The sequence below is a fragment of the Bacillus sp. Bos-x628 genome (assembly GCF_040500475.1).
GTDB lineage: Bacteria > Bacillota > Bacilli > Bacillales > Bacillaceae > Bacillus > Bacillus maqinnsis.
The window spans coordinates 1,091,645-1,117,059 of sequence record NZ_CP159358.1; the positions used below are offsets into that span (position 1 = coordinate 1,091,645).

At 39.7% G+C, this 25,415-nt stretch carries 26 protein-coding genes, 3 riboswitches and 1 other annotated feature; of the genes, 6 read left to right on the plus strand and 20 right to left on the minus strand.

Going from position 1 to position 25,415, the window contains the following annotated elements; genetic code table 11:
* Nucleotides 1-5 precede the first annotated feature (5 nt).
* Nucleotides 6-2,429: an EAL domain-containing protein gene (locus ABVJ71_RS05705; protein WP_353856016.1), complete on the plus strand. Its 2,424-nt coding sequence runs from the start codon at nt 6-8 to the stop codon at nt 2,427-2,429.
* 276 nt (nt 2,430-2,705) lie between these two features.
* On the opposite strand, the gene ABVJ71_RS05710 is transcribed toward ABVJ71_RS05705, so the two are convergent.
* From ABVJ71_RS05710 to ABVJ71_RS05720, 3 genes are all read right to left on the minus strand, one after another.
* Nucleotides 2,706-3,170 (minus strand): MarR family transcriptional regulator, encoded by a 465-nt coding sequence (locus tag ABVJ71_RS05710; protein ID WP_353856017.1) that lies wholly within the window; start codon nt 3,168-3,170, stop codon nt 2,706-2,708.
* Between the two features lie 361 nt (nt 3,171-3,531).
* Nucleotides 3,532-3,696, minus strand: coding sequence for a stress protein (locus tag ABVJ71_RS05715; RefSeq protein WP_353856018.1), 165 nt, complete (start codon nt 3,694-3,696; stop codon nt 3,532-3,534).
* 47 nt (nt 3,697-3,743) lie between these two features.
* Entirely contained in the window at nt 3,744-3,899 is a 156-nt protein-coding gene (locus tag ABVJ71_RS05720) for a hypothetical protein (RefSeq protein WP_353856577.1), read from the minus strand.
* A gap of 190 nt (nt 3,900-4,089) precedes the next feature.
* On the opposite strand from ABVJ71_RS05720, the gene ABVJ71_RS05725 reads away from it, so the two are divergent.
* Nucleotides 4,090-4,419, plus strand: a complete 330-nt coding sequence (locus ABVJ71_RS05725; RefSeq protein WP_353856019.1) for a MerR family transcriptional regulator — start codon at nt 4,090-4,092, stop codon at nt 4,417-4,419.
* 34 nt (nt 4,420-4,453) lie between these two features.
* Here the strand turns inward: ABVJ71_RS05725 and ABVJ71_RS05730 are convergent, their stop codons facing one another.
* The 7 genes from ABVJ71_RS05730 to ABVJ71_RS05760 all read right to left on the minus strand — a co-directional run bounded on the left by ABVJ71_RS05730 (nt 4,454) and on the right by ABVJ71_RS05760 (nt 10,446).
* Entirely contained in the window at nt 4,454-4,849 is a 396-nt protein-coding gene (locus tag ABVJ71_RS05730) for a hypothetical protein (protein WP_353856020.1), read from the minus strand.
* A 109-nt stretch (nt 4,850-4,958) separates the two neighbouring features.
* Complete coding sequence (gene mgtE, locus ABVJ71_RS05735; protein ID WP_353856021.1) at nt 4,959-6,317, minus strand: magnesium transporter; 1,359 nt, start codon at nt 6,315-6,317, stop codon at nt 4,959-4,961.
* A 210-nt stretch (nt 6,318-6,527) separates the two neighbouring features.
* Nucleotides 6,528-6,690, minus strand: a riboswitch (M-box (ykoK) riboswitch).
* 130 nt (nt 6,691-6,820) lie between these two features.
* The gene (locus ABVJ71_RS05740; protein WP_353856022.1) at nt 6,821-6,961 is read right to left on the minus strand and encodes a hypothetical protein; all 141 of its coding nucleotides are present in this window, start codon (nt 6,959-6,961) and stop codon (nt 6,821-6,823) included.
* Nucleotides 6,962-7,034: 73 nt separating this feature from the next.
* Entirely contained in the window at nt 7,035-7,556 is a 522-nt protein-coding gene (locus ABVJ71_RS05745) for a PepSY domain-containing protein (RefSeq protein WP_353856023.1), read from the minus strand.
* A gap of 93 nt (nt 7,557-7,649) precedes the next feature.
* On the minus strand, nt 7,650-8,339 hold the full coding sequence (locus ABVJ71_RS05750; RefSeq protein WP_353856024.1) for a PepSY domain-containing protein: 690 nt from the start codon (nt 8,337-8,339) through the stop codon (nt 7,650-7,652).
* 67 nt (nt 8,340-8,406) lie between these two features.
* On the minus strand, nt 8,407-9,756 hold the full coding sequence (locus ABVJ71_RS05755) for an ATP-binding protein (RefSeq protein WP_353856025.1): 1,350 nt from the start codon (nt 9,754-9,756) through the stop codon (nt 8,407-8,409).
* A 3-nt stretch (nt 9,757-9,759) separates the two neighbouring features.
* Nucleotides 9,760-10,446, minus strand: a complete 687-nt coding sequence (locus tag ABVJ71_RS05760) for a response regulator transcription factor (RefSeq protein WP_353856026.1) — start codon at nt 10,444-10,446, stop codon at nt 9,760-9,762.
* Between the two features lie 458 nt (nt 10,447-10,904).
* Here ABVJ71_RS05760 and ABVJ71_RS05765 point away from each other — a divergent pair, with 458 nt between their 5' ends.
* The 3 genes from ABVJ71_RS05765 (at nt 10,905) to ABVJ71_RS05775 (ending at nt 15,415) form a co-directional block, all read left to right on the plus strand.
* On the plus strand, nt 10,905-11,864 hold the full coding sequence (locus ABVJ71_RS05765; RefSeq protein ID WP_353856027.1) for a S8 family peptidase: 960 nt from the start codon (nt 10,905-10,907) through the stop codon (nt 11,862-11,864).
* Nucleotides 11,865-11,976: 112 nt separating this feature from the next.
* Nucleotides 11,977-12,165: riboswitch (cobalamin riboswitch) on the plus strand.
* Nucleotides 12,166-12,315: 150 nt separating this feature from the next.
* On the plus strand, nt 12,316-14,604 hold the full coding sequence (metE, locus tag ABVJ71_RS05770; protein ID WP_353856028.1) for a 5-methyltetrahydropteroyltriglutamate--homocysteine S-methyltransferase: 2,289 nt from the start codon (nt 12,316-12,318) through the stop codon (nt 14,602-14,604).
* A 364-nt stretch (nt 14,605-14,968) separates the two neighbouring features.
* Entirely contained in the window at nt 14,969-15,415 is a 447-nt protein-coding gene (locus ABVJ71_RS05775) for a MarR family transcriptional regulator (protein WP_353856029.1), read from the plus strand.
* Between the two features lie 22 nt (nt 15,416-15,437).
* Here ABVJ71_RS05775 and ABVJ71_RS05780 read toward each other — a convergent pair whose 3' ends face one another.
* Both ABVJ71_RS05780 and ABVJ71_RS05785 read right to left on the minus strand, forming a co-directional pair.
* The gene (locus ABVJ71_RS05780) at nt 15,438-15,866 is read right to left on the minus strand and encodes an organic hydroperoxide resistance protein (protein WP_353856030.1); all 429 of its coding nucleotides are present in this window, start codon (nt 15,864-15,866) and stop codon (nt 15,438-15,440) included.
* 432 nt (nt 15,867-16,298) lie between these two features.
* A complete protein-coding gene (locus ABVJ71_RS05785; protein WP_353856031.1) occupies nt 16,299-17,435 on the minus strand; it encodes a Rap family tetratricopeptide repeat protein in 1,137 nt (378 codons plus the stop codon).
* Between the two features lie 35 nt (nt 17,436-17,470).
* Between ABVJ71_RS05785 and ABVJ71_RS05790 the strand changes: the two genes are divergently transcribed.
* A complete protein-coding gene (locus ABVJ71_RS05790; protein ID WP_353856032.1) occupies nt 17,471-17,767 on the plus strand; it encodes a hypothetical protein in 297 nt (98 codons plus the stop codon).
* Between the two features lie 261 nt (nt 17,768-18,028).
* On the opposite strand, the gene ABVJ71_RS05795 is transcribed toward ABVJ71_RS05790, so the two are convergent.
* From ABVJ71_RS05795 to ABVJ71_RS05830, 8 genes are all read right to left on the minus strand, one after another.
* Nucleotides 18,029-19,276: a glutamate-5-semialdehyde dehydrogenase gene (locus tag ABVJ71_RS05795; RefSeq protein WP_353856033.1), complete on the minus strand. Its 1,248-nt coding sequence runs from the start codon at nt 19,274-19,276 to the stop codon at nt 18,029-18,031.
* A gap of 12 nt (nt 19,277-19,288) precedes the next feature.
* Nucleotides 19,289-20,386, minus strand: a complete 1,098-nt coding sequence (proB, locus tag ABVJ71_RS05800) for a glutamate 5-kinase (protein ID WP_353856578.1) — start codon at nt 20,384-20,386, stop codon at nt 19,289-19,291.
* Between the two features lie 54 nt (nt 20,387-20,440).
* Nucleotides 20,441-20,657: a binding site (T-box leader), on the minus strand.
* A 43-nt stretch (nt 20,658-20,700) separates the two neighbouring features.
* Nucleotides 20,701-21,603: a formyltetrahydrofolate deformylase gene (gene purU, locus ABVJ71_RS05805; protein ID WP_353856034.1), complete on the minus strand. Its 903-nt coding sequence runs from the start codon at nt 21,601-21,603 to the stop codon at nt 20,701-20,703.
* Between the two features lie 376 nt (nt 21,604-21,979).
* Complete coding sequence (locus tag ABVJ71_RS05810) at nt 21,980-22,294, minus strand: multidrug efflux SMR transporter (RefSeq protein ID WP_353856035.1); 315 nt, start codon at nt 22,292-22,294, stop codon at nt 21,980-21,982.
* A complete protein-coding gene (locus tag ABVJ71_RS05815) occupies nt 22,291-22,620 on the minus strand; it encodes a multidrug efflux SMR transporter (RefSeq protein ID WP_353856036.1) in 330 nt (109 codons plus the stop codon). The genes ABVJ71_RS05810 and ABVJ71_RS05815 overlap by 4 nt, the downstream gene beginning before the upstream one ends.
* 66 nt (nt 22,621-22,686) lie before the next feature.
* Nucleotides 22,687-22,793, minus strand: a riboswitch (guanidine-I (ykkC/yxkD leader).
* Nucleotides 22,794-22,936: 143 nt separating this feature from the next.
* Nucleotides 22,937-23,437 carry a small multi-drug export protein gene (locus ABVJ71_RS05820; protein WP_353856037.1) on the minus strand — a complete coding sequence of 167 codons (501 nt, stop codon included), beginning with the start codon at nt 23,435-23,437 and terminating at the stop codon, nt 22,937-22,939.
* Between the two features lie 201 nt (nt 23,438-23,638).
* Nucleotides 23,639-24,160 carry an acyl-CoA thioesterase gene (locus ABVJ71_RS05825; RefSeq protein WP_353856038.1) on the minus strand — a complete coding sequence of 174 codons (522 nt, stop codon included), beginning with the start codon at nt 24,158-24,160 and terminating at the stop codon, nt 23,639-23,641.
* 276 nt (nt 24,161-24,436) lie between these two features.
* Entirely contained in the window at nt 24,437-25,405 is a 969-nt protein-coding gene (locus ABVJ71_RS05830) for an oligopeptide/dipeptide ABC transporter ATP-binding protein (protein ID WP_353856039.1), read from the minus strand.
* Nucleotides 25,406-25,415 lie beyond the last annotated feature (10 nt).

The following is a 25,415-nucleotide window of genomic DNA, read 5'->3' on the forward strand; positions in this document are numbered from 1 at the left end:
TTAACATGACACATTTAACAGGAAGCTACAACGGATGGCTTGTCTTTCTGTCAGTCACAGTCGCCGCTGTCGCCTCCTACTCAGCTCTTCATTTAGCGAGCAGAGTGATTCAGTCAAGCGGTGCAAAAAAAAACGGATGGCTTGTGATTGGTGCACTTGTGATGGGAGTAGGTATTTGGTCGATGCATTTCATCGGCATGATGGCCTTACACTTACGTTCAGGCATCACATATGAAACTCCATTATTGATCTTATCTATTTTGGCTTCTTTTATCGGTTCTTTGATTGCCTTTTCTATATGCATCAAGCAGCAATTATCATTGAGACGATTGCTTATTAGTTCCATCACAATGGGGTCTGCTATTTGCAGTATGCACTATCTTGGAATGGAATCAATGGCCAATGTGACGATTCATTATGACCCAATTTTATTTTTCCTTTCGTTTTTCATTGCTGTGATTGCTTCTTTCTTTTCAATGAAGTTTTTTTTTCGACTCCATCAATCTGTAAAAAAACAGCATGATCATTTTTTCAAGATTGCGGGTGCACTTGTAATGGGCGGGGCCATTGCTGGAATGCATTATATAGGAATGGCTGCTTCAACAATTTTTTATCATTCTGATGGACAAGAAGCTGCAGGTGGTTCTTTTGTCACGAGTCCATTCAGCCTGTCCATTTTCATTGGATTGGTTACTTTAATTGTACAAACGATTATGATCTTTGGTGCATTTATTGACCATCGCATCATGACACAATCAGAAAAGTTAAAAGAAAATGAGCAGCGCTTCCAATCGCTCATAAAACATAATATCGATGGCATCATTGTGTTATCTATCGATCGAAAGATACTTTCTGCTAATGATACAGGCAAACAAATTTTAAAAATCTGCCAAGCCTCAATCGGTGACGTTATCAGTGAACACATTATGCCTAGTAAGGTGTGGGAGGACTTTGTCAATCAATCAAAAAAAGCCGTCACACGTGATGCGGAAATCAAAGCGGCGGATCGATTTTATTATTATCATATGACATACATACCCGTACATGTCAACAAAAAGCTCGATAGCATCTATGTCATCTGTAAAGATTTAACGAAACAGCGGATTGCAGAAAAGGAAATACATGTGATGGCCCATTATGATGCACTCACCGAGCTGCCAAATAGACGGCATGGCATCAACCATTTAAATGATGTCCTTTCCTCCCAAGAGGAGACAGGGACATCAACAGCCGTTCTTTTCCTTGATCTGAACCGCTTCAAAATCATCAATGATGCACTTGGGCATAACATAGGTGATTTGCTGCTCAAAGCTGCCGCAAACAGGCTGACACAGTGTTTACCTCCGAATGGATTTATTGCCAGATTAGGCGGAGACGAATTTTTAATGATTTTTTCTCATATGGATGCTGATATACAAAAAATCAAACGTCTTTCTAAAAATATTATTCGACAATTTGAGCGCCCTTTCTTTATCCAGAATCACCAGCTCATTACGTCAATTAGTATCGGGATTGCCATCTCTCCGCAAAACGGCATTGATGGAATGGAACTGATGAGAAAAGCAGATATGGCGATGTATTTATCGAAAAAGCATAAGCAAAGCCGCTTTGAATTTTTCACAGAATCAATGGAAAGATCGAGTGAAAACAGATTAAGTCGAGAGCTAGAATTAAGAGATGCAATTCAAAGAGAACAATTCGTTCTTCATTATCAGCCGCAGATCAGTGCCAAAACAAGAAAGGTGACAGGAGTAGAAGCTCTTGTGAGAATGAAAGCACCAGATGGATCATTGAAATTGCCTGATGCATTCATTGAATTAGCTGAGGAATCAGGTCTGATCATTGATATCGGTCGATGGGTCATTGATACAGCGTGTCATCAGGCAAAAATATGGTATGACAAAGGCTTAAGTATTCCGGTGGCTGTTAATTTATCTGCCAAGCAGTTCAACTCTGAAGACTTAACTGATTTGATCAAGCTGACGCTAAAGAAATACGATGTAAAACCGTGCTTACTGGAGCTTGAAGTAACTGAAAGTATGACAATGGACAACATTAAACAATCTAAACAAATTCTGACATCACTCAAACACCTTGGCGTTCGTATTAGTATTGATGATTTTGGTACAGGGCATAGTTCACTAAGCTATTTAAAAGATTTACCGATCCACAGACTTAAAATAGACAAGTCCTTTATTGAAGACATTCTTAGTGATTCAAAGTCTGAGCAGATCACAGGTGCCATCATAGCCATGGGGCATCAATTATCTCTTGAAGTGATTGCAGAAGGCGTTGAAAACTTCGCACAGGCGCAACTTCTATCCGCACAGGGCTGTGACGACTTGCAAGGCTTTTATTATGCAAAGCCGCTTCCAGCAAGCGAAATCGAGAAATTTATTGCGTATCCCGCTTGGCAACTTGAAACATAAAGGGGTGATGGAATTCTTCCGGAGAGGATAATAGATCAATTGCCTAAGCAGAAAGAAAAAAGCTTGTCAACTTTGTTGACAAGCTCAGATCGTTGACAAAGGGCTAAGATGGCTCTTTGTCTTCTTTTCAGCGAATTGAAAACTCTTGAAGTTTCTTGGAAGAGCGAGCTATTTGTGCGGAGAGAATAAGCACCAACGCTCAAGATTTAACAACGAATGCGAGGGTTTGTCTACACGTTGAAGGAGCCGAATAGACACGCCTTATCAATTGATGTTTTATCTAAATAATAAATGTTGACTGTGAATACCTGCTTTTTTGAGCAAACGAATCAATTGCTCCTGTTCATCACGCGTCAGACCAGAAAAAGCTCTTGCAATACGAAGGGAATGGATCGGATAAATCTTATCAAGATAGCTACGTCCTTTATCTGTTAAATGAGCATAAACAGATCGTTTATCCTTCGGGTCTTGCTCCCTTTCAATGAAACCATTTCGTTCTAGCTTGTCAATCACATACGTGACATTTCCGCTTACAAGCAGGAGTCGTGAGCCGATTTGCTGAAGTTTTTGAGCGCCTCGCGTGTAAAGCAATTCAAGAACTGCAAATTCAGTTGGATTAAACCCGTGCTCCTTGCTGTCTCTAATACTGTGTTCTGAAACGCTTTTAAATGCTCTTGCAAAAACCTTGTAAAGCGTCATTGACCGTTCTACTTCTTCTTCATTAAACGATAGTCTCATCACATATCTACCTCTTATAATATTTTTTTAACTTCAAGGCTGTCTTGCGGTGAAGTTGGAGCCTTTCGTAAGAATATAGAAGTACGTTTCTGAAAACCCTTTCAACTACATAGCGACTCCATTCGTGTTATGTATAAGATTTCGATATAAACTTTTAAAATCCTTCTTATTTTTCACAAACATCTTGAAAAAAAGCTTTTTTAGCAAACTATCATGATACGACATATTTTAACATTATCTGTAAAGACTCTATGTTTTCTTACAAATATTTCGCCAAAATTCTACAAAATCCAATATTGCTATAATATTAAACACGCAAAAAAAGAAACCCCTTATGATTTTCACTACATTGATCAAGGGATTTTCACAGATGGCGGTGTTTTTTGTTGAAAAAAAAGTGATACTCTTTTTTTAAGTCACTTATTGTCATATTTTTGGTCATGTCATGGCTATAAACACCTAACGAGCAAAGTCTTTGTGTATAATATTGTCTTTCTTTTTCTAACGCTTCTTTTAATATTTGACGCACTGAATGCTCCCTCCTATAACTTAATCTGATAGATGAGGGCTTGAAGCTTATGAGGACTTCCTATACAAATCATTTTGTACAGCTCTCAAAAGAGCATGTGCATTCTGACCCACAGTCTGCATGAACTGCTCCATCAATTCGTCCCTCCTCACATCTAATGCAATGATTTCTTTTGCCATACGGATGATCTGTTTTTGATCCACCATGCGCTCCTCCTCATGTTTGATGTAATAACAGCATATGCATTGGAGCCGTGATTTGCACGCACGCTGTCAAGTTTCCTTCCATAGTTTTTCTGTTTTTTTATTAATGTGTTATATTTTCTAACAAACATTAGGTTTTTTCATTTTTTATTCTATATAATATGAAGAAAAGACTTGCAGGGGTGAGTATATGACGCAGGAAGATGTATCTTATAAAGATAAAAAAGTCATTTCTATCGGGATTGTCAGTGAATTAACCGGACTATCTGTCAGGCAAATCCGATATTATGAGGAACGAAAGCTCATCTACCCCCAGCGATCGACGAGAGGCACAAGGAAATATTCTTTTTCTGATGTGGAACGTTTAATGCATATTGCCAATAAACGGGAAGATGGTGTGCAGACAGCAGAAATTTTAAAAGACATGAAGAAAAAGGAACAAGCCTTAAAAAGCGGACAATTCAAGAAAAAAATGCTTGAGGGGCAGATCAATGCACACTTTCGATACAAAAACCAATAAACGAAAAAAGAATCGCTCATTTGAACGATTCTTTTTATTTAGATGATGCGTTAGACCCTTCCACTACTCCTACAAAGTCAATGAGCACTCCTCTTTCAGGGTCTTCCTTTACCCGAAGCGCAAGTGCTTTTTCCTCTCCGGTTTGAGCATCCTCATAAATCGCATGAAACACATGAATACTGGCCTCTTCTATATGAAAATCTTGATAGGACAGATTCTCTATGCCCCAAACTTTTTTCAATTTTATTATATCGTTTGGATGCGGAACAGCCCCTTCGACATAGACTTCTTCCATCTTTCTTTTATTCCCCTCAGCTATTGCTTCGAGCATGTGCTCTGCGGCAACAAGCCTTCTGTCTTTTCCTTCATCTTCCCTTTGACATGCACCGAGCAAAAAGATACATACCAAGATGAATAAAAACTTCTTCATTTTCACTCCCACCTTCTCCTTAAAATGTAAAGGATGGAAGCGCTAGATGCAATCCTTATTCAAAAAAGACTGTAAACCAAGCATGTGTAGTTTACAGTCTTTTATCTTCTTACATCAGTGTATGGAGGAAAGCTGTCGCAATCCCAAAATAAATGAGCAGTGATAAAATATCATTTAATGTGGTGATCAGCGGTCCAGATGCAATCGCCGGATCCACATTCAATTTGTGTAAAATAATTGGAACAATGGTTCCTGCCATTGTTCCAATGATCAGTGTGGCAAGGAGCGAGGAACCAACAACAAAACCTAATATCATGTTTCCCTGCCATACCATTGCAACCACCGTAATGATAATGGAACAGACAATACCGATATAAATACTTGTTTTAAGCTCTCTGAAAATGAGTCGCATGATTGTTTTTTTCGTTAATTCTTCTTTTGATAGTCCTCTAATGACGACCGCAAGAGATTGTGTTCCTGTATTCCCAGTCATGCCTGCGATCATTGGCATAAAGAAGGCAAGTGCGACCACTTGTTGAAGGGTATCCTCAAAATAATTCAAGATACTGCCTGAAATCAATCCAATGAATAAAAGCAGGATCAGCCAAGGAAGACGGCGATACGCCGCAACAAAAGCTGGTGTGTCAAACGTAATATCTTTACCAGAAGCAGCAAATTTTTCATAGTCTTCTCCCGCCTCTTGAATGACAACATCAATGATATCATCTACTGTGACAATCCCGACAAGTACATTGTTTTCTTCAACAACAGGAATTGCGAGGAAGTCATAACGTTCAATCAGTTTTGCGATTTCCTCCTGATCTTGAAACGCCCCAACTGCAATCACCCTTGTAAACATGAGGTCCTGCACTTTCTCATCAGGTTCACCTAAAATCAGATCACGATATGAGAGAACACCAACAAGCTGTTTTTGATCATTAATGACATATAAATAGTTGATGGATTCTGCAATTTCTGCAAAACTCTTCAGCTTTACGACAGCATCCTGAACGGTATAGTGCTGAGGAATCCACACGTAACGGTCGGTCATAATACGTCCCGCTGTTTCAGCAGGGTAATTCATGAGAAGCTGGACTGCTTTTGATTCTTCTGCTTCCATGTTTGATAACAACTGATCTTTTAGATCATCATCCATTTCATCAAATAAGTTGGCCAAATCATCGTTATCCATTTTGTTTGTCACGAAGGTGGCTTTGTCTTTACCTACTTTTTCAAGGACAATTTCTTGATATTCCCGCTCAAGTTCTCCCATCATTTCAGTAATGTCTTCTACTGTTAAAAATGTCAGGAAGCGACTGCGATGTTTTTCCGGGAGCTCCTTAAACAAATAGGCCATATCGTACGGCTGAAGCTCTTCCATAATGTTTTTAAATTCTTTGTGTTTGCCGTCTCTTAATAAAATAATGATTCTTAAAATGAGTTCATCATACGTAATATTTTGTATCATTCACTGTTACCTCCCCTAAGTCAGGAGATACCCGAATCCCTCAGAATGTGCGCGGGTCAGGATCTCCTCTTTCTGATGTCTCAATTTGATCTTTTGACATACTCTTTATGTGTCTCGAATCGGGATGATCCATCCCCACACCTCCTTTTCTCATAAAAAAGCACCCTCAAACGAATGAAGGTGCTTTGTAAGCATGACAAAATAAACCACTTACTCCTCCAATCGTTGAGCTTTAGCACTGTATGGCATAGGATAAACCAGCTGCATTAAAAATCACCTTATGTCGATGATTTCTGTTGACCCATTGGCGTCTTTGGACATTTTTGGGCAGCAGCGTATCTCCATACAGGAGCCTCACCTAACGAAGTCTCATATTGTTAACACAATGAGATTACAGAAAAAGCGGAATGATGTCAATAAGTAAGATGCCAAGTCAGTGAATGTATTCGCTTACTTTTAAAAAAAAGAGCGATACACATCCCGCAATCGCTCTTTTACGTTTTCTACTCCTCTTTTGGCTGGTCCAAATCCTCTTGAGAGAGGAGATGAAAAGAATCATGCAAAAACAAAGCGTATCCTTCTCCATCGGGATGCGGAACATATTCCGCATGGTCCATTCGTTGTTCTTCTTCTTTTTTCTTCATATACTCTCGCCTCCTTTAGAGTAGTTTGTCCTAACGAAAGAACCTTACACATAAACGTGTAAGGTTCTCATATTCATTCATCACCCCATTCTTGCTTTAAAATTTTTCCTGTTTTTGCAGATATCTCAAAATCGGCTTCATTGCCGTTTGGAGTGGTGATTTCGATTTCATAAATGTACACACCATTCTCTTTATCTAAGTCTGAATCCGTGACCGTACCTTTTGCTTTCGCTAATGCAATCTGTTCAGCTTGTTTTTTTGTGATTTTCACATTTTGTTTCTTTTCTTTCACTGGATCATTTAGTGCCTTTCCAGTCTTCGCATCTACGTATACTTTATATTCAAAGCCGCCTTTTTTAATCTCGACCTCATACACCCATTTTCCTTTTTTACGCTCAAGGTCCACATCGTCTACATAGCCCTTCACCACTTTTAAGGCTGCTTTTTCAGCTTGTTTTTTCGACACAAACGATGATTTATTTTGAACCACTTGTTCTGCATTTGCCGTTTGATTTGTATTTTGCGCTTGAAGTGTGATACCACCTGCAACAAGTGCTCCTGTTAATGCGGTAGCTACTAGTACTTTTTTCATCATTTTCATTTCCTCCTCTTTTTGATCTCACCTTTATTTTAAAAAAACAAGATGAAAAAGGAAGGAAAGAAACATGAGAAAATCATGAGAAAAGGATTAATTTTCGTACGTAATCCCCTCAATATCTCCTGTATATGCATTGACAAGCACCTCTGCCTCACGTCCATCTATTAAATGTAGCTCAACTTCAAACACAAGCATGCCCCTATACGTTTCAAGGTCTGCATCGTCAACTGTTCCCCCGACTTCTTTTACAGCAATTTGAATGGCTTCCTCTACAGTGATTTTGGTCAGCTTTTTTTCTTTAGAGGCTGGTTTTTTCTTTTCAGCTTCAATGACTTTCAAGGTATGTTTATTCACATCCACTTGATATAACTCTTTTTTTGATTGGATCGTAAAAATAAAACGATCTGACTTTTCTTTCTTTTGTATGACTGTCCCGTTTACTTTTTTGACAGCTGCTTCTTCTGCTTGAAGAGCTACATTTTTTTCATTTGGCGTTTGATAGCTTTTTAATTGTTTGATCTCTTTCATTTGACCGCTTGCGGAAGATACAATCATTTGATAAATGCCATTTGAATTTTCAAGTATCAACGTATAATCCTGTTTATGATTGATTAAAGCTACATTTGTAATGTTTCCATTGTAGTCTTTTGCAATGATTTGTTTGATCTCTGATTCACTTAATATTTTCTGATCAATGGTTTGAATCATCAGCATCACAAAAGCCGCAAGAACGGCGAAAAATCCTGCGAGGGCAAGCCCCATTTTCATTTTTTTAGACATGCAGAACCTCCTTCCTATTTCCTATTTTATAAGGAGGAAATGAGAAATTGATGAGAAAAGACCTATTTCATTTCCGAAAAAGAATTGTCACATTTGTTCCTTCGCCAATACGGCTGTCTACCTTCAGCTCTGCTCCATGCTCTTCAGCAATTTGTTTCGCTATCGATAGACCAAGACCGGTTCCGCCTGTCTCCCTGTTTCTCGCTTCATCCACGCGGAAAAAGCGGTCAAAAATTTTTGGCAGGTCCTCTTCTCTCATGCCAATTCCTTTATCACAAACAGAAATAAACGGCGTGTCTCCTGCTAACCCGCAGGTCACATCAACTGGCTCTGCACTATATTTGACCGCATTATCAATCAAAATGGTCAAAAGCTGTTTGATTTTCTCCTTATCCCCCTCTGCGAAAATCGGCTGTTTTGTTTGTACATGAAGGCGAATTGTCCGATTTGTTGCAACTTCAAGTGTATGACTCACCTGCTTGCAAATGTCAGCAATATCGACTTGCTTCATTTCTAAATAAGGCGGCTGGTCATTCTTTGCAAGCGTTAATAGTTGATCTGTCAGTCTCTTCATTTTTTTCGCTTCATCATGAATCGCTTGAGAGGATTCTTCGATAACCTCGGGTCTTGTTTGCCCCCAACGTTTCAGTAAATTGCTATAGCTCATGATAACGGTAATCGGTGTCTTTAATTCATGTGAGGCGTCATGTAAAAATTGCTGTTCTTTCTCATAATGCTTTTCAAGTATTTCTGACATTTCATTAAAGGTTTGTCCCATTTGATACAATTCATCCTTAGAATCCCCTGTTAATTCAATCCGTTTAAAAGCCTTCTCTCTCATACTTGCCTTCATTGTATTGATCATTTTGCTAATTGGACGAACGATTTGTTTTGTTAATATATGACCTGCGAAATAGGAAAGAACAATAAAAAGAATTCCAGCAGCGATTAAAATCATTTTTAATAATGCTAAGTTTTCTTCCGTGTTTTCAATCTTTTCATATACTTGAAGAGACACAATTTCTCCATTTGTCCAAATAACTGGAATGGCAGCAAAGGCAATCATATGCTTGCGGTATTCTTTTATTTCGGCTGTCTGACCAGATTCATATGTAAAAGGGAGCGAACTAAATGTCAATTCCTTTGTTATGGTCAGCTTAGATTGACCTTTCTCTGTAACAACACGAATCATTCCATTTTGAGGAAGGTATGCCCTAAGCAGCTCAGAGGATGGGAGTCCCTCTTCTTCCGATTTTTTTAAAGCAATCGCAATATTTTCAGCCACCTCAGACAATCGTGACATATCTTTTTGCGTAAGCGTAAACGAAAAAATAAAGTAAATAGCTGTATGAAATAAGAGCACCATTAAAAACAAAGACAACGAGGTATAAAGTTGGATTTTATTTTTTAATCTCATTCTTTACCCTTTCATCACATAACCCACACCTCTCACCGTGTGGATCAACTGTTTTTCAAATGGGTAATCGACTTTTTTACGCAAATAACGGATATAAACATCCACCACATTTGTGTCACCGAAATAATCAAAGCCCCATACGGCTGTTAAAAGTTGATCTCTTGTGAGCACTTGCTGCTGATGTTTCAGCAAATAAACAAGCAGATCATATTCTCTTGGTGTAAGCTCCAGCATTTGACCATCTCTTATTATTTCTCTTGTTTTCTCATTGACAGTCAAATCCGCCAGTCTCAGTTCAGCTTCATTTTCTTCTTGGACACTTGTATGGAATCTTAGCTGCGCTCTAATTCGTGCCAATAATTCTTCAATTTCAAATGGCTTCGTTATATAATCGTTTGCCCCAAGATCAAGGCCGCTCACTTTATCAGGAACACTACCTCTTGCAGTAATTAAAATAATGGGTGTTGCCGTATTCGTTTTCCGAACCCTTCTGAGCACTTCAAGCCCGCTCAATTCCGGAAGCATGACGTCAAGCAGCACTAAATCGAAGCTATCTTCTTCAAGAGCCTGGAGTCCTTTCATGCCTGTATCTTTCATTGTGACTTCGTATCCTTCATATTCAAGTTCAAGTGATATCACTCTTGCAATTTTCTTTTCATCTTCGATCACGAGTATCTTCCCTTTATTCATCTCTATCTCTCCTATCTAAAAGGCAGGCTTGTCTTTCCCATATTATATGTTGCCTTTCTGTTTTGGAACAGTCACAATCTTCATAACTTATCCTTTTCATTAAAGGAGGATTTTATTTTCTAACAAAAACATTTCTCTCCTTCTACACCAGCTTACTTCTCACTCATTGAACAATTTCTTTTGTTATATAAGATATCCTTTCTTAGTTCTTTACGCCCATTTTACTTCAATATGTGCAAACTCACTATGCAAGATTTCCTTCTTTCTCATATGATATGAAGAGTTTTCCTCATAAGACGACGCCTTTCGGCAATAAGCGAGGAGAACTGCATATTTGATAAAAGATTGATTATTTGAAAAATTATTACAATTGACCCTTTCTGATCCAAAGTTTATTTTATACTATAATATTATGCAACCTGAATCTACTTTGAAAACAAAATAAGGAGGGCTTTCTTATGAAAGGTGAAATTCGCTTAATTCCGTATGAAGTAAAAGCCAATGTGATGGAAGCGAAAGAGACGCCGGAAAGTATTCAGGAGATTAAAGCACCCGAACTTTGGTCAAGTGGCTTCAAAGGAAAAGGCATAACCATTGCTGTCCTTGATACAGGTTGCGACACAGAGCACCCCGATTTAAAAGATCAGATTGTCGGCGTGAAGAACTTTACTGATGATGATAACGGAGACGCTGAGAATGTAAAAGACTACAATGGGCATGGTACCCATGTAGCGGGAACGATTGCGGCAACAGATCGAAATGGCGGAATTCTAGGCGTAGCCCCCGAAGCAAAACTGCTCATTGTGAAAGTTCTTGGCGGTGAAAACGGTAGCGGCAAATATGAATGGATTATTAACGGCATTAACTATGCGGTAGAGCAAAAGGTTGATATTATCTCCATGTCTCTTGGTGGTCCAAGCAATGAGCCAGAATTACAGAAAGCGATTGAAGAAGCTGTGAAAAGTGGTGTACTTGTTGTCTGTGCGGCAGGAAACGAAGGTGATGGCGATGAACGTACTGAAGAGTTCTCCTATCCAGCTGCTTACAATGAAGTGATTGCTGTCGGCTCTGTCTCACTTGCAAGAGAATCCTCCGAGTTTTCCAATGCAAATAAAGAAATCGACCTCGTCGCTCCAGGAGAAGACATTTTATCCACTCTCCCTAATCATAAATACGGTAGATTAACCGGCACTTCTATGGCTGCCCCACATGTTAGCGGTGCACTAGCCATTATTAAAAATGCCGAAGAAGAAGCCTTCCAGCGCAAGCTGACAGAACCAGAAGTATATGCTCAGCTCGTAAGAAGAACCCTTCCACTCAAACAGGCAAAAACACTTGTAGGGAATGGATTTTTATATTTAACAGCACAAGATGTACTTTTAGAAAAAACAGTCGAAGCAGACCTTTTATCCATCTAGATGAAATATAGATCCTGAGAAAAGATCGAATTTTCTCAGGATTTTTTTAATTAAAATTATTCAAAAATTATTTTGACGAAATGAAGTGAACGTTATATAATCGAACACAATAATTCATAGTTTGAGAGTCGGTAATTCGATTGAACTCGAATGATCATTGGGAAGACCGGTGAAAATCCGGCGCAGTCCCGCACTGTAAGTGAGGAGAGCTTTTCTTTTCGGTTCACTGTCAAATGATAGGAACGGCGAAAAGCTTGCAGAATCACTACCCAGGATACCAGCCGCTCTATCACATCAAACACCTACGGTTGATAGGAGATGTCGAAAAAGCGTCAGCTACGCTCACGCTTAATTTCGCACACACATTTTGTCTTTTAAACTAGACATTTGCCCTCATCAATCTTGATCATGAGTGTAAGTGTCTTTTTATATTTTAGAGGGGGAATTGGAATTGACAATTGTTAAAACAAGTAATCTAGGTTTTCCGAGAATTGGCTTAAACAGAGAATGGAAAAAAGCACTTGAGTCCTATTGGAAAGGTCAAACTGACCGAGAAACCCTGTTAAACACACTTGATGATCAATTTTTAACAGCCATTAAAACGCAGATTGATCAACAAATTGATGTGGTTCCTTCCGGAGACTTCACCTTCTATGATCACGTGCTAGATACTGCTGTCATGTTCAATTGGATTCCAGAACGCTTCCGCAGTCTGAAAGACCCGCTAGATACATATTTTGCGATGGCTAGAGGAACAAAAGATGCTGTGTCTAGTGAAATGACAAAATGGTTTAATACGAACTATCACTACATTGTACCGGAATACGAAAAAAGCACCGAATTCAAACTGACACACAACAAACCACTTGAAGCTTATGAAAAGGTGAAAAAGGCGTTTGGTATTGAAACAAAACCAGTTGTTCTTGGTCTTTATACGTTTGTCTCACTTTCTAAAGGCTATGAATCAAGTGAAGTACAAGACATTCAGCAGCGTTTAATTCCACTTTATATTAAGGTTTTAAAAGAACTTGACGAAGCCGGCGTCAAATGGGTTCAAATTGATGAGCCTTCACTTGTGACAGCATCAAGTGAAGAAGTCAAAGCAGTGAAAAAGATTTATCAAACGATTAAGCAAGCTGTACCAACCTTAAACATCCTTCTGCAAACATATTTTGACTCGGTTGATGCGTATGAAGAACTTGTGACTTATCCTGTCGAAGCGATCGGTCTTGATTTTGTTCATGATCAAGGACGTAACCTTGAACAAGTGAAAAAGCATGGCTTCCCGAAAGACAAAATTTTGGCAGCTGGCATCATTGATGGACGCAACATTTGGAGAGCAGATCTTGGCGAGCGATTATCTTTTGTTACTGAATTAATTGGTGAAATTGGGGCGAAGGAAGTATGGTTACAGCCATCAAGCAGTCTGCTCCATGTTCCAGTTGCAAAACATCCAAACGAACAGCTTGAAAAGGAGCTGTTACATGGATTATCTTATGCAACTGAAAAGCTTGCGGAATTAACCCTACTAAAAAAAGGGTTAACAAATGGAGCATCTGCCATTCATGCAGAGATCAATCAAGCAACAGAGGCCCTTCTCACATTGAAAGAATTTGCGAAAGGCAGAAATGCTGATCTCACAGCAGAACGCAACAATCTTTCGTCTAAAGACTTTAAACGTCCAGTTGCCTTTGAAGAGCGTCTTCGTATTCAGAACGAATCACTTAAACTTCCGCTTCTTCCAACAACGACAATCGGAAGCTTTCCACAATCTGCTGAAGTACGAAGTGCACGTCAAAAATGGCGTAAACATGAGTGGACAGATGCAGAGTATGATGAATTCATTAAGAAAGAAACAAAAAGATGGATTGATATCCAGGAAGAGATAGGTCTAGATGTGTTGGTACATGGAGAATTTGAGCGTACAGACATGGTCGAATACTTTGGCGAAAAACTGGCCGGCTTTGCCTTTACGAAATTCGCCTGGGTCCAATCTTATGGCTCACGCTGCGTGAAGCCGCCAATCATTTACGGAGATGTAGAATTCACAGAGCCAATGACTGTAAAAGAGACAGTGTACGCTCAAAGCTTAACAGATAAAAAGGTCAAAGGAATGTTGACAGGACCTGTTACGATCTTAAACTGGTCTTTCCCAAGAACAGATATTTCTCGAAAAGAAATCGCCTTCCAAATCGCTTTCGCTTTGCGTAAAGAAGTAGAAGCGTTAGAGAAAGCTGGTATTCAAGTGATTCAAGTAGATGAACCTGCTTTAAGAGAAGGTCTCCCTTTAAAAGAGAGTGATTGGGCTGATTATTTAAACTGGGCAGCAGAATCATTCCGTTTATCAACTTCATCTGTTCAAAATGAAACACAAATTCATACACATATGTGCTACAGTAACTTCGAAGATATCGTAGATACAATTGAAGACCTTGATGCAGACGTCATCACGATTGAGCATTCACGAAGTCATGGCGAATTCCTTGAATATTTAGAGAAGCATCCGTACCTGAAAGGACTTGGACTTGGGGTGTATGACATTCACAGCCCTCGCGTACCATCTGTTGAGGAAATGAGTGAGATCATTGATGATGCGTTAAACGTTTGTCCGGCTGATCGGTTTTGGGTAAATCCTGACTGTGGTCTGAAAACACGACAAGAGCCTGAAACCATAGCCGCCTTGAAAAACATGGTGACTGCTGCTGAAATAGCTCGTAAAAAGCTAGCGCAGCATGCATAAAAGAATCATTCCCCCCTCTGCTATTTTATGCAGAGGGTTTTTTTATCAGTCTATTCTTCTGTTAGACAGTGTAACAGACTAATTCCATTTCTAACATGATTTAGTATACTAGAGTAATCAGTCGAACAAAGGGAGCAAGTAGGTGTGTCAGATTGTTGACAAAGGGCTAAAATGCCGTTATTTTCGCCCTTTGTCTTTTCTTTTCATAGTGACCTGTAAACCTTTGAAATGCCTTTCCGTTCTATCAAATCATCAAATATTAATTGCACATTGAAGAATTTCTCGTTTTCACGATGTATTTATTTTAAAAAAAGAGAAAATCTTATACAATGATAAGTATGACAAAAAATAGTTGGTGACAGAGATGACAAATGAATTCGAACATATGAAACTAGAAAATCAGCTTTGCTTCTTGTTATACGCAAGTTCAAGAGAGATGACAAAGCAGTATAAGCCGTTATTAGATGAGTTAAACATCACTTATCCGCAGTATTTAGCATTACTTTTGCTATGGGAACATGGTACGTTAAATGTGAAGACAATGGGCGAGCTGCTTTATTTGGACTCCGGTACACTCACACCCATGCTTAAACGCATGGAGCAGAATGGATTAATCATTCGAGTGCGTTCGAAAGAGGATGAGCGGTCTGTACAAATACATTTAACTGCATATGGTGAAAGTCTAAAAGAGAAGGCGGCAACTATCCCATTTCGTATGTTGTCTGGAACAGGCAGATCTGACGAAGAGCTCAAAACATTACGCGCCTCCTTGCATGAGCTTTTGCAGAAATTGACACAATCAAAAGGCTGAGGGAATATTCCCTCAGCCTTTTTTATTGAGCTACAGCCACTAGTTCTACTTCAATGTTCCCTTGAGTTGCTTTTGAATATGGGCATACACCGTGAGCTTTATGAACGAGTTCATCTAATACTGATTGTTCGATTCCAGTTCCTTTTACTTCTAATTTGACACCTAGTTTAAAACCGTCATCTGCACTATCTTTGATCAGACTCACATGTGCAGTCACTTCACTTTCAAAACGAACGCGCTCTTGTCTAGCCACCATTTGAAGTGCTGAATCAAAACATGCTGAGTAGCCTGCTGCAAATAATTGCTCTGGATTCGTTGCTTTTTCAAGTTTCTTTGCTCTTGGTGTCCCAGGCATTGCGACATCATGCTCAAGCACCCCATCTGTTGAAACAACCTTGCCTTCTCTTCCCCCTATAGCTGATACCGTTGCAGTAAATAAAACGTCTGACATATCTAGAACCCTCTTTCTTTTTTAAAATATTTTCTACAATTAAATTGTACACAATATAATTTCCGGCGTCAATGAAAAAGAATCTCTTCTTCATGTTTACCTTTTTGTTATGCTTTATAAACGTGATTTAAATAATAAAAAAAAGCCCTTCAAGCAAAAAGGGCTTTCAGCGTGTAGACAAATCCTCGCATTCGTTGTCAGATCTCAAGCGATAGTGCTTATGAATGTTCAACTTTATCCGCACAAGTAGCTCGGGTCTTTCTGGAATTCAAGGGGGTTCGACACGCTTTAAAAGAAGATAAAAGGCTTTAGATGTAGAGGTGTTGCGGATTCGGTTGTTCTAACGTGTGGTTTCGGTTATCAGGGTCGGCATTAGCTGCTGAGAGCCATAATGCCATGATCGAGATGCTTGTACAGACAACTGCCCATTTTTTAAAATTCATATAAACAATCCCCTCTCTGAATATAGATTCGAGCATGTTCCGCTTCCCCATAGAACATGGAAGATTTTTCATAATCTTCAATTTCATTATAATACTTTGCGGTGTCCAATGCTAGCTCCTCTATATCAGGATATGCATATACTGACTCTAAAAAATGGAAAATTCGTTTAATGTGCTCGGCATCTTGTCTCATGTACAGTGCTTCTAGAAATTCTGTCTTCTGCATATTAATTTCATCCTGTAAGGCTTCTGCTCGTTTCATACATTCTTGCTGGTAATGTAAAGCTTCTTCATGTTGACCTTGTTTGTATAAAATCTGTGCGGCTGTATAAAGAGGGTCTATAGATCGGCGAAGATGATCGGATTGATTTTGATCAAACAATCGTATGGATTCTTTCATTAATTCAAGTGCGCGATTTAAATCCCCCATTCTATAATAACTGTTCCCCATATTAAATAAAGATGAGGCAATAAAACGCACATTCTGAAAGTCTCTTGATCTAGCAAGTGCTCTCTCAAGATGCGGTAATGCCTTTTCATGCCTCCGCATATCATCATAATTACCAGCCACAATAAATTCACACTGAATGGTTCGAAGAGCATACAACTCATGCTCAACATATACATCGAGCGCTAGTTTGGCATGGTGCATCGAGATATGTGTTTGTTTCATGTGATAATATATTTCTGACATTTTAAAATGAAATTCCGCTCGTTCAATATCATCAGATACAAAAGAGAGCTTGTGCTCTGCTTTTTGATAAGAAGATATGGCTGCAATGTATTGCCTCCTGCCGAATTCATACATGCCTCTGAAGAAATGGTAGTAATATTCAAGCATGCCCGTTACATGCATTTGATGCTCATCTATTTCTTTCGAAAGCTCAGAAAAGTTGGCACGAAGCTTTCCTTCCTTTAATGGCTTTAAATAATCGAGCATCACCTCATGCCTGAATTCCATTAAAGAAAAATAGAGAAGCAAGTTCTGATCTTCTTCCATTGAATCAAGAGAGGTGCGAATTTCCTGTTTTAACTGTTCTGCTTGTTCTGAATCAAATCTGCGGATTAATTCATACCACTTGTTGATTTTCACTCCAATATCCGAAGAGGGAATGATTTTCGCCATACGTGCTTTCTCCAATCTTCTCAAAATATGAACCATTGCCATATTTTATCATACTTGATCTAACAAATACAAAAAATCAAAGTGAAAAGAGAGCCTTAGATGGGGTTGGTTTTCTTTTGAGCCATGAAACCGGCAGTGAATCAGACTATGCCTTTTCGTTTTTGTTTGTAGTCGTTAATATATTGTTCAAGTTCTTGCCAGAAGTGTTAGATGTTCAAGTACAGAAATTTAGACTTGGTTTGAAAACCTTTTTAATTTGGCATCTGATCAGGGCGATTAAAGTGCTTCGCCAAGTAATGGTACTGCGCGGAAATACTTGCGAGCTCAAGTAGTGCTTTCACCGGATACTTATGCCTTAAAATCTTATATTACTTGCGCTTTGTCTTGTTTGGTGATTGTGACTAAGGCATCCCTTTTTCATACTCATTCTGCAACTCTTCCATTGATCCTTATCAAGTAGTTGCCACTTAAGCAGCGTGTCACCGCTTTGATTTTGTTCCCGATTTGTAAACTTAGCCAAAAGAAAAGCACCTCCATTTTTAAATTTTTCTAGAATTTGGAGGTGCACTTCAACCTCAAGGCTTTCTTATCTATTATACTCTTATTTGTCCCTGACCACGAATCACATATTTTTCAGACGTTAAGGCAGGTAATCCCATTGGTCCTCTTGCGTGAAGCTTTTGTGTACTAATCCCAATTTCTGCACCATAGCCAAATTCAAAGCCATCTGTAAATCGTGTTGAGGCATTGTGATACACAGCCGCAGCGTCCACAGCTGTTAAGAAATATGCGGCATGCTGATCGTCTTCAGTAATAATCGCTTCAGAATGCTTTGATCCAAATGTTTGAATATGATCAATCGCCTCTTCAATGTTCTGCACCATTTTAATACTGACAATGGGTCCAAGAAATTCAGTTTCAAAGTCAGCTGTCGTTGCCAAGGTAGCGCTTGGGTCAAGTTGACATACGGCTTGATCTCCTCGTATTTCGACACCGCTTTGATGAAGTGCTTGAAATAAAGAAGTTCCATGCTCCTTTGCCCACTTCTCATGAATGACAATGCTCTCAATCGCATTACAAACCGATGGTCTTTGGGTTTTGGCATTTAATACAATTTGCACAGCCATGTCTTTTTTCGCTGTTTCATCAATATAGATATGACAATTCCCTGCGCCTGTTTCAAGTACTGGTACGGTTGACTCTCTGACAACTAAATCGATTAAATTTTTCCCTCCGCGCGGAATGAGTACATCTAGGTATTCATTTAAAGTAAAAAGCGTTTTTGCTGTTTCTCTCCCCGTATCCTCAATCAATTGCACACTGTCTACTGGGATATCTGTTGCGTGAAGCGCTTCATGTATGACTTTCACAATCGCTTTATTGCTATGGATAGCTGATGAGCTTCCTCGTAAAATGACTGCATTTCCAGTTTTCAAACAAAGTGTAGCGGCATCGACTGTGACGTTTGGTCTTGCTTCATAAATCATTCCAACCGTTCCGAGAGGCACACGAACCTTTTCAATCAAAAGGCCATTTTCTTTTTGAATGGTTTCTAACGTTTCACCAATTGGATCCTTTAATTGAACAAGTTCAAGTGTGGCATCTGCAATCGCCTCAATGCGCTCTTTCGTCAATGTAATCCGATCAATGACAGATGGTGTGAACTTCTTGTCCTCTGCTGCAAGCACATCCTTACGATTCTCCTCGATCAAAAAAGCAGAAGACGTCTTTAATGCTGTCGCAATCGCTTGCAGCGCTTCATTCTTTTGATCGGTTGTTTTTAATAACAGCTGATCCTTGGCTATGCTTGCTTTTTTCGCTTTTTCAAGAACTTCATTCATTGTTTTCCCTCCTCATTTCTGCACATGCTGTACCCAGTGATCTCGGTGAATAACCTCTTGTTTCTCGAATTCAAACTCATCACTCCGCATTCCCTTCACTTCAAGAAGCTCCTCGGCTGCGTACAATGTTTGTCCTTTACCGACTAATCCGTTCGGTCCGACGACTTCTACAACCTCTCCTTTGGAAAAATCACCAGCTACATCGATGACACCAGCGGGAAGAAGGCTGCTTCCATTATGCAAAATCGCCGCTTCTGCTCCAGCATCAATCATGATTTTCCCAGAGACAGGTGAATGAAACTGAATCCATTGACGACGATTGTTTACCGCTGATAAATCTTTTTCACCAATGTACGTTCCGTCTCCATGACCAGCCAGAATGTGAAGTAGTTTGTCTTCACCTGTACCGGTTCCAATGAACACTTTTACTCCAAGCGAAAGTGCGGTTTGTGCTGCGGAGAGCTTCGACTTCATCCCGCCTGTGCCAACCTTCGAGCCGGAACTTTTCGCATATGAAAACAGTTCATCTGTAATGTGCGGAAGCACGTCAAACCGCTTTGCTTCAGGATGATCATTCGGGTTCGCATCATAGATCCCATTAATGTCCGTTAAGATGATCAATTGATCAGCATGAATTAACCCACTGACAAGAGCTGAAAGCATGTCATTATCGCCAAAGGTGAGTTCCTCAATCGAGACAGAATCATTTTCGTTAATAATAGGTAAGATTTTCCTTTCTAACAATTCCATCATCGTTGCATATGCATTTCGATATCTTGTACGGTCTGAAAAGTCATTACGTGTTAAAAGCATTTGTGCAGGCGTCATGTCAAACTGTGAAAATAATTCTGTATATTTTTGCATTAATAAGCTTTGTCCAACTGCGGCAGCCGCCTGTTTCCCTTTTAATGTAACAGGTCTTGATGGATATCCTAGACTGCCAAATCCCGCAGCAACCGCTCCTGATGAAATTAAAATAATGTCATGACCCGCCTCTCTAAGCTTTGCAATGGCTTTAACATGATCCCACATTTTCTGTTCATCAATTGCTCCCTTTTGTTCGGTCAATGAACTGCTGCCAATTTTTATGACGATCCTTTGCTTTTTCATCATTAATTCCCTCCGCTATACCTTTGACCACAAAAAAACCCTTTTCCTCCTTATGTAAAGGACGAAAAGGGATTTTCCGTGGTACCACCTTCATTGAATAAGCATGTCATCACTTATTCCGCTCAACTCCTGTAACGCCAGGCATGCGCTTAGATTTTCCTTCTAAGGCTCAAAGGTAGGTTCAGCAGCTGTCTGTGGCAAATGTTTCAGCACATCATTTGCTCTCTTTACACAGCAGTCCCTGCTTACTATTCCTCTTCAACGCTCGTTAATTTTTTTATATTATGACCAATTGCTCTAGAAATGTCAAGCGATCAATTAAACACGATGGTTTTATTCTCATGAACAATAATTCGATCTTCCAAATGCCATTTCACTGCGCGTGCAAGTACACTACGCTCGATGGTACGACCAATATTCTTTAATGCCTCTGCATCGTCCCGGTGGTCAACACGCTCAATATCTTGTTCAATGATTGGTCCTTCGTCTAGATCGTTCGTGACATAGTGAGAGGTTGCGCCAATTAATTTCACACCTCGTTCATACGCACGTTTGTATGGATTAGCACCAATAAAGGCTGGGAGGAAGGAATGATGGATATTAATAATTTTGTTCGGATGCTTTTCAATAAAAGCAGGCGTTAAAATTTGCATGTACCGAGCAAGTACAACGACATCAATTTCATATTCTTCTAATAGAGCGAGTTGTTGTTCTTCCGCTTCTTGTCGGATGTCTTTACTTGCCTTCACGTAATGGAAAGGAATCCCGAGAGATTTGACAGTGTCCTTTGCCGTTTCATGATTGCTGATGACAACTGCAATTTCAGCCATTAGATTCCCGCTTTGCCATTCCCATAAAAGCTCATGTAAACAGTGAAGTTCTTTTGAAACAAAAACCGCCAGCTTTTTTAGTTCGCTCGCTCGCGTCATACTCCACGACATCTGGAATGTTTCAGCAATTGGCTCAAAACCGATTTTAAGCTGTTCAATATTGGCGGAAATCTCCTTCAAATCAAATTCAATTCTTAAAAAGAAACGACCGCTTTCATGATCTGTCGTGTATTGACTCGATTCAATGATATTTGCTCCATGCTCAAAAAGAAACGAAGAAATAGCGGATACGATCCCAGGCTGATCCGGACAACTGACAAGTAATCTTACTTTTTGCTGGTGCTTTTGTCTGTGTAGTTCGAGTTTCTCTGTAATAAATGTTCTCATTTACAATGACCTCTTTTACGTATTCATTCTAATGAAATATTATACTGGACTGGAAAGAAAAAAAGCAATTGGGAGTCTCTTTTTTATTGAATATTCATTCAATATTCCATATGACATGATACAATGAAGTGAAACCTTTATTAAAAGGGGTGATTCATATGAAAAGCATGACTTCGTTTGGTAAGATTAGCTTTTGTCTCGGCGTCTTATTTCTTATCGCCGGCATTTATCTCTTTATAAGCGGGGAAAGACTTATTCCTTTGCTCACGTTTGGCGTATGTTTCCTCCTTATGAGCTTGCTCTACCGCAATAATGAAAGCGATTCCAATTATCATATCATGTAACAAAAGGCTGGCGTACGATTGCCAGCCTTTGATTATTCGATGATTTTCAATCCTACTACTGCGGACAGAATGAGTGCGATGAAAAAAATACGTTTCGCCTCTTTTGATTCTCCGTAAAACAGCATGCCGACAATGGTCCCTCCAGCGGCTCCAATCCCGGTCCAAATGGCATATGCTGTTCCCATCGGAATGGTATTCATCGCAAGAGACAGCATGAAAAAGGAAAGTGAAAATCCGGCTGCAATCAAGAGAATCCATTTAAGATGATGATCCTTTTGAAATTGATTCATCATGGTCACACATAACATCTCTAAAATTCCTGCAACAATGAGGAACAACCAATTCACGATTCAGACTCCCCTTTCTTTTCAACTGTTGTCAGTTTAAGCCCTATTACACCGCACAGCAACATCACCATTAGCAGTAATTTACCCTTATGAACCGGCTCTCCAAGTATCATTCCTACAATGACTGTACCTGCTGTTCCAAGTCCGGTAAAAACGGCATAAAGCGAGCCAACCGGCAATTGACTTGTTGCTTTTATCAGTAAATAAAAGCTCACGACAATACAAATGATGGTGGCACTCCATTCCATCAATGAGTGGGCATATTTCAGACCCATCACCCAGCCGACTTCAAAAACGGCTGCAATGAATACATTTCCCCATTTCATTCTTCCTCTTCCTTTCCTGTCGATTCCAAACAATAAAAAAAGCCCAGAAGTTGATCACTTGATCAAATCTCCCGGGCTTTTATCCCTCCGTGTCCATACGATCTATTAAAGACCGTATGCGTTTTCTCTCGGTCCAGACTACGTCCCCGCACGGAACCCTAGAAAACATGTTCATTATGAAAGCCGCGCTAAAAAGCAGGTTCTGTATGGAAACTTTCACACACCGGAGCAGACCTGTCTACAGTTTTTCTTTTTCCAAGTGCTTTCCGCTCTAAAAAATACTTATTCATTTTCCACTGCTGATCGCTTCATTGCATCAACTGCGAGGAGAGAATTTAAAGAGATCGCCAAACAATCCATTTGAATCTGGTGCAAAGTAGTGAAAACTGGCTCCGGTTAATCCAGCAGCTAGTGCCGTCCACATTATTAAACTGACCATCATCCACATGGCCACTTGTTTTCTTTTCGTACCGAAACCCATACACATGAATGCCGATAAATGGCTGCCAATGATGAAAGGACCGACGAGCGCTAAACCAGGAAGACCATATCGTTCCCAAATTCTTTTGGCTTTAAGCTGCTTTTTCTTCTCTTTGCCCTCGCTCATTTCCCCTTTTCTCTTTAATCGCCAATGTTTAAGCCGGTCAACGAAAATAATCAGAAGCAAGACTGTGAGAAAGTTACCGATAAAACCAATGATCGCCGTTGTAACTGGATGCAGTCCACTAAGGATCGCAAGCGGAACCACACCAACTACTTCAAAGAAAGGCAAGGCAGCCAATACAAAAACGAGCACATACCCCCATAATATATCCAAACAAAGAACCCCTTTTCAATTTTGACCTCTTACTATTGTAAAGAAAATCATGAATACATTGCTACAATTTTTCAAAAAAAGAAAGCACATTTTTTAGGATGTGCTTTCTCCATTTCTACATTACCTTCAGCAGACTTGTTGTACTTACTAGCTTGTAATGCAAGATAGTGTAATAGAAAACCCCCCTTGCTGGGTGATTTGTTACGCCCATGGTTTATCCGTACCAAGTGCGTCAGCCAATGCTTTACTATGTTCTCGGCGTTTTTTTCTTTCTTCTGCACGCTGCTTCGCCGTTTGATGCAACATGATTTCTTCCTCTGTTTCTGGTATGACCTTCGGGACTCTTTTCGGCTTACCATTGTCATCTAATGAGACAAATGTAAGAAATGACGTCGCTGCCAGTCTTCGCTCTCCAGACATCAGGTTTTCTTTAATGACCTTGACGAATACTTCCATGGAAGACGTGCCTACCCAAGTCACATAAGACTCTAAGCACACGGACTCCTTTTGACCAATCGGCTCTAAAAAATCAACTGAATCCATTGATGCCGTGACCGTTTCACTTCTGCTGTGTCTTGCAGCAGAGATGGATGCAATATCATCTATATAACTCATTAATTTACCGCCAAATAATGTTTCATGGTTATTTGTATCGAGAGGGAATACTCTGCTTGTTTTGACTACTTTTGACTCTTTACAATACTTGAATTTTTCTTCGCTCATCGTGATAGCTCCTTCTAGCTGATTTCTATGATACGGAACGTCTTTTATATTAAACACTATTCTTTTAGGTTTGTCTAAACTTTTTGCTTTCGTCTCATATGAGAGATTTTCTTTCAGAAATGTTTCAACTTTTACTAGGATGTTGCACCCTGCCTATTCGGCGTTCATTAGCGTAAAATAAAAGCTAGCCAGTAGAAATGATATTCAACTCGCTGGCTTATGTTAAGATAAAATGTCAGCTCGTCCTAAAGGACTCATGGTCGTTTTTTCGGCTAATCATTTCCCAGCATACAGGTGGCAAGCCACTTCATGTCCTTCGTCCACTTCTTGCAGTGTTGGTTTTCTTTCCGCACATACGTCCATAGCGGCTGGACATCTTGTCCGGAAAACACAGCCGCTTGGCGGGTTCAATGGACTAGGGATTTCTCCTTTTAAGATGAACCTCTTCCGCCGATCTTCAATATCTGGATCAGGAATCGGGATGGCAGATAGGAGTGCTTGCGTATATGGATGCAGTGGCGTCTCATATAAAGCATCACTGCTTGTCATTTCCACAAGATGCCCTAAATACATTACGCCAATTCTATCGCTAATATACTTGACCATAGACAAATCATGAGCAATAAATAAATACGTCAGCCCTTCTTCTTTTTGTAATTGTTTCAATAAGTTGACGACTTGTGCTTGAACAGATACATCGAGTGCTGAGATCGGCTCATCTGCCACAATACATTTCGGCGCTAAGGCGAGCGCTCGTGCAATGCCAATTCTCTGCCTTTGCCCACCGCTAAATTCATGCGGATAACGACTAGCAAAATCATAACTTAGACCCACCGATTCAAGCAGATCTTTTACACGCTCTATCCTTTTCTTTTGACTGCCATACAGATCATGAATTTCCATCGGTTCCAAAATGATATCTTTCACAGACAATCTAGGATTTAACGAAGAATAGGGATCTTGAAACACCATTTGAATTCGTCTATTAAAATCAAATTCCTCTCCCTTAGACAAGTGATGAAGGCTTTTCCCTTCATAGATCACCTCACCCTCTGTCGGGTCATAAAGCCTCATGAGCACTTTCCCAAGTGTGGATTTACCGCAACCAGACTCTCCAACTAGTCCAAAGGTTTCTCCTTGTTTTAACTGAAAAGAGACGCCATCCAGTGCTTTTAAAGTTTTTCCTTTTGATAGGTGAAAATGTTTTTTTACGTTTTTGACGTGTAAAAGCGGTTCGTGTGTCATGGACATCTCC